General features: G+C 38.8%; 4 protein-coding genes. 2 read left to right on the top strand and 2 right to left on the bottom strand.

Annotation, left to right across the window (positions count from 1 at the left end):
• Nucleotides 1–486: 486 nt before the first annotated feature.
• Nucleotides 487–603, bottom strand: coding sequence for a putative holin-like toxin (locus R2B77_RS16085; RefSeq protein WP_232843530.1), 117 nt, complete (start codon nt 601–603; stop codon nt 487–489).
• 275 nt (nt 604–878) lie between these two features.
• On the bottom strand, nt 879–2180 hold the full coding sequence (locus R2B77_RS16080; RefSeq protein ID WP_203249100.1) for a M48 family metallopeptidase: 1302 nt from the start codon (nt 2178–2180) through the stop codon (nt 879–881).
• Nucleotides 2181–2622: 442 nt separating this feature from the next.
• Between R2B77_RS16080 and R2B77_RS16075 the strand changes: the two genes are divergently transcribed.
• Together R2B77_RS16075 and R2B77_RS16070 are read left to right on the top strand one after the other, a co-directional pair.
• A complete protein-coding gene (locus tag R2B77_RS16075; protein WP_203249099.1) occupies nt 2623–3552 on the top strand; it encodes a sugar phosphate isomerase/epimerase family protein in 930 nt (309 codons plus the stop codon).
• 107 nt (nt 3553–3659) lie between these two features.
• A complete protein-coding gene (locus R2B77_RS16070; RefSeq protein ID WP_203249098.1) occupies nt 3660–4754 on the top strand; it encodes a sugar ABC transporter substrate-binding protein in 1095 nt (364 codons plus the stop codon).
• The last annotated feature ends 21 nt before the right edge of the window (nt 4755–4775 follow it).

Raw genomic sequence — 4775 nt, 5'->3', positions numbered from 1 at the left:
GAGGACTTTTTCAGTGGCCTCCCCTTTTACCGCCAGCACTTTTACTAAGTATTGTTACATTTTATTATCTACCTGCTGATGCGAAAAATTATACAGTAGTCGTACCGTTACTATTTTGGGTCGCTTATTATGGCTGGATTTATATTGAAAAGAAATCCAGGGTTTCATGATGAATTTGATTACAAGAAGCCAATGGGAGCTATAAAAAGGCTATTCGGGATGGGAAGTACGGGGAAGAATAAGAGTGGAGATGATGATTATGAGGTAAGTAAAGGTACATTCAATCAATGAGATTCAGTGTTATTGTATTGTTTTTCGTATGAATATGGTATAATCAGCATATAATAAAAAAGCTGAACGTCTGTGAAACGTTCAGCTAGTAGCAGTCCCATATCGCTTGAAGAGCGATTGACCTGGTGTAACAAAAAAAGAGTGTTCTAAAAAGAAGTAACCCCCATTTGTTTCCTGGCTAAAGGTAATGGGCGGTTACTTCTTTTGATTTGTGATAACTATTGCCACTACAATTGCTACAACCGCTGTTAAAGCTGCAGCAAGGAATATACCGAATTGAAACAGCATATTCATAGTTTCGAAAGTTACCATTATCTATAACACCCCGTTTCTCAAGGGAGTGCCAACCGCCCATCTGCTTTATGCAACTGCTGTTCTTAGTTTAGCATAATTGCAAAGTGATAAGGCTCTTTTTTGAGTCCAAAAGATGCTCTCATTATGTTAGAATCTGGTTCTCAACATTTAGGAACGGTTTGAATGAAAAAATCACTGGAATTATGAATAAACTGCTCGTGGGTTGTAATAGAAAAGGTACCAGTCCTAGAACCAGTTCTGAAACTGCTGCAGGGTCAGGTACCTTATATTTGTTAATACATATTATTCAATACTTCCTCAAATTCCTCTATTGTCGTGACTTCGAAATAATCGAGTGGAGAATTACCATAAGCATCTTCTATCGTTGGATCGGCCCCTGAATTGTATAGGAGCGCGGCGATGTCGTATGACTCGTTATCTAGCGCTGCAGTGAGAGCGGTGGAATAATGGTCAGAATCATTAGGATTCGCACCCTCGCCGAGTAACAATTCGACAATATCGACTTCATTGTTATAAACCGCGTAATGAAGTGCTGTCGTTAATTCTTCATCTTGAGCATGAATATCGACACCTTCAGCAATGTAGGTTTCCACTTGTGCAAGGTCACCGTTTGCCGCTGAAATCATAAGTGGAGTGGCGGTTTCATCAAAAATAGACTCCATCCCTTCAGTTTCAGCAGACCACGCGTTAGTCGAGAAAATGGATGCAAGAAAGCCAGAACTCAGGACAATCATAACGACGACTCCAATATAAAGGAAGAACAAAACTGCTCCAGAAATGAGTGCACCTATCGCTATCTTTCCGTTATTCGGTTCGAAATGAGGCGTTCCCTCTACATTCATAAAGTGCCCGACAGCTTGGATTCTTTTTGGTAATAACGGATGAGTAGACAATACTTCGGCAAACCATACAGCCGCATTGGATTCGCTATGTATTTGTTCCAAATAAGCAAAATCATTCACCTCTTTGTAAAGGCCTTTCCCAATACTTAAGATTGTAAGTGCACGTTTTGCAGCCGGTCCATCCTGTATATAATAAGCAGCACTTCGATCACATGTATATTCACAAGCACGGCTATACGCTTGCGAGAGAAAAGGAACAAAAGTTGCGGGTAACACGAGAATACTTTTCCAAATATGTCTGCGCTGAATATGAGTCAACTCATGCGCGATAATAAAATCAAGTTCCTGATTACCTTGCTCACGAGCCAATTCAAATACTTCCGAATAAATAATAACCATATCGCGTCCAAAGAAACGTGTAGCAAAGGCATTGAAAGCACCTTCTGAATGAATGACAAATACATCTGGTACCTTTTTAAGCTCCATTTTCCCTGCTAACTCAACGACACGCTCATAAATATCAGGAAATTGCTGTTCGCTAACTCGAACGCCATTACCTCTTATACTTCCAAGCATGATGGCATTTGAAAATAAAATGAATGCGAGGATAACGAGTGCTATGACAATCCCAATCATACTAAGCGTTGCAATAAGATAAATAAAAATACTAATGATGACACTAATGACGAAATACGGCGTTTCTTTACTAGATGTTAAAGATTTCGAGTTCAATACACATTCTCCCTTTCAAAGTAAGCTTTTTCCATTCAAATATAAATCATAGAGAAGTAAAGAAATACAGTCAATAGGTATTGATGCTTTCTAGTTGAAGAGGAAATAGTACACCGGGACTATTGGAAGTAGCGAGCTAGCTTCGAAAGCGAAAAACACTCATTCATAACAAGCAGAAACACAGAGGATTTTCATGATGGAAATCCTCTGTGTTTTTTTGATTTTACATCAATTATTTGAAAAACAGAGTTTTTCTATTGTTTCAGTAAAAAGAAAATTCAATCACCAAAACAAGATAATATCTAGCTTTTTCGGTGGCTATGAGTGAAATTAAATGAATATAATTAAAAATAAGTGATAAAAAATGAATAAATTTGTTGAAAGCGGATTCATTCGGTGCTATATTAAACACAGCTTCAGATGACAAATAGGAGGGTGAAAGATGAAACTTGCAACAAGACTCAATTCAATTTTGCCAACAGTAGATAGGGATATCGTAAAAGTGATAGAAAAAGTTTCAGAAATAGAAGGAATCAATTATGTAGACCTCAATTATCCTGAGCACTTCGCTCACTATTCGATTAGTGAGGTTCATAGCGCTCTTAAAAATGCTAACTTAGAGGTCAATGGATTGGCATTAAGATTTAGGGACCATTTCATAAACGGCGAGCTAGGGAATAGCGATAGTGAGATTGCAGAAGATGCTTTCCAACTTTGTAAAGAGGCCGCGGATGCATGTAGAGAACTTGGAGGAAAAGTGATCACACTGTGGTTAGGCTATGATGGATTTGATTATCCGTTTCAAATTGACTATGTGAAAGCATGGAACCAAGTGAAAAAGTACATTGTGGATTTGGCGGACTATGCACCTGATTTGCAAATCAGTATTGAATATAAGCCTTACCAAGAGCGGTCATATGCACTGATTGATAGTGTAGGTACAACAATGCTAATGGTAAGTGAAGTAAATCGGAAAAATGTTGGGGTTACGTTGGATTATTGTCACATGCTTATGAAACGGGAGAACCCAGCTTACGGTTTAAGCTTAGTCGCCAGTAAAGAAAAGTTATACGGCGTGCATATGAATGATGGTTATGGGACCCATGATGATGGACTTATGGTCGGTACAGTGTCACTCTTGCAAACACTTGAATTTATGTACTATGTAAAAAAGCATAATTACCAAGGAGTCATCTATTTCGATACATTCCCAACTAGAGAAGAGCCGTTGGCTGAGATTAGACAAAATGTAAAGTCCATCAATAAGATAAGTGAATTGGTAGATCGACTTGGATTAGAGCATATTCAGGATGTCATTAATAAAAATGATGCAGTGGCGGTAAACGAGCTTTTCTATCAATGTTTGAAATAAATGAAGAGAGCAGTTACGCCAAATTTAGTAGCGATACCTGACGAAGTGAAGAGTGGGAAAGTGTTTCAAGCATTACAAAATAATTATAAAAAACAGGGGGCATTCAAATGAAGAAAACAAGAAAAAATCTATTAATTACTGGTCTTTTAGCATTTTCTTTGGTAGTTACGGGGTGTAGCAACGGCACGGGTAGCTCAGATGCAAGTGGTGAAAAAGAGGGAAATGAAGCTTTCAACCCCGATAATGCGGATGGACAAACTTTCGAGGAAGTGAGAGAGAGTCTAGGTGAAATACCAAAGGTTACTGAAGAGGTAAAATTAGGGGCAGTAGCAAAAGCATTTGAAAATGAATACTGGAGAACGCTAAAAGAAGGTATGGAAATCGGGACTGAAAAGTTTAGTGATGAAGGAGTAAACTTAACGATTGATGTGAAATCTCCTCAAGGTGAGTCTGATGAAGAAGGTCAATTATCAATTGTAAAAGATATGATTAATAAGAAATATACAGCGATGCTGCTATCACCGATCTCTGACGGTAATCTTGTTCCAGGGGTTGAAAGTGCTAACGAGGCTGGTATTCCAGTCATAAATGTAAATGACGGAATTATTAAGGAAGCACCAAACTTCATCGGACCAAAAGCTGATCAAAACGGGGCGTCGGCAGCAGAATGGATATCAGGTAAAATTAACGGAGAAGGCAAGGTAGCCATTATTGTGGGTATGCCGAAAGCGTTTGCAGCTAGACAACGAACAATCGGATTTGAAGAGTGGATGAAAGACAATGCACCAGATATTGAAATTGCAGAAAAACAAAATGCGGATTGGGATCGTTCAAAAGCTAAAGATATCGCAGCAACATGGATTAAAAAGCATGACGACTTGAAGGCAATCTTTGCGAATAACGACACAATGGCATTAGGTGCACAAGAAGCGGTCAATGACTCTGGAAAAGATATTTTAGTTGTAGGTGTTGACGGGATCGGAGAGGCATATGATTCCATCCGTAAAGGCGAAATGGATGCTACGATTGACTCATTCCCTCTTTATAAAGGGCAAATCGCGGTTGAAATGATTCTTCGTCAACTAGGTGGACAAGAATTGCCACGTGTAATCTGGACACCACAGGCACTCATTGATGCAACAAACGTAGATACACCAGCTGAAGAAATTATTAATTGGACAGAGCCGGTATTGGCTAAGTAATGATAATCAATTACGCCTTGA

The organism is Sporosarcina beigongshangi (genome assembly GCF_033485195.1).
GTDB lineage: Bacteria > Bacillota > Bacilli > Bacillales_A > Planococcaceae > Sporosarcina > Sporosarcina beigongshangi.
This window is presented reverse-complemented; position numbering and strand designations above follow the sequence as displayed.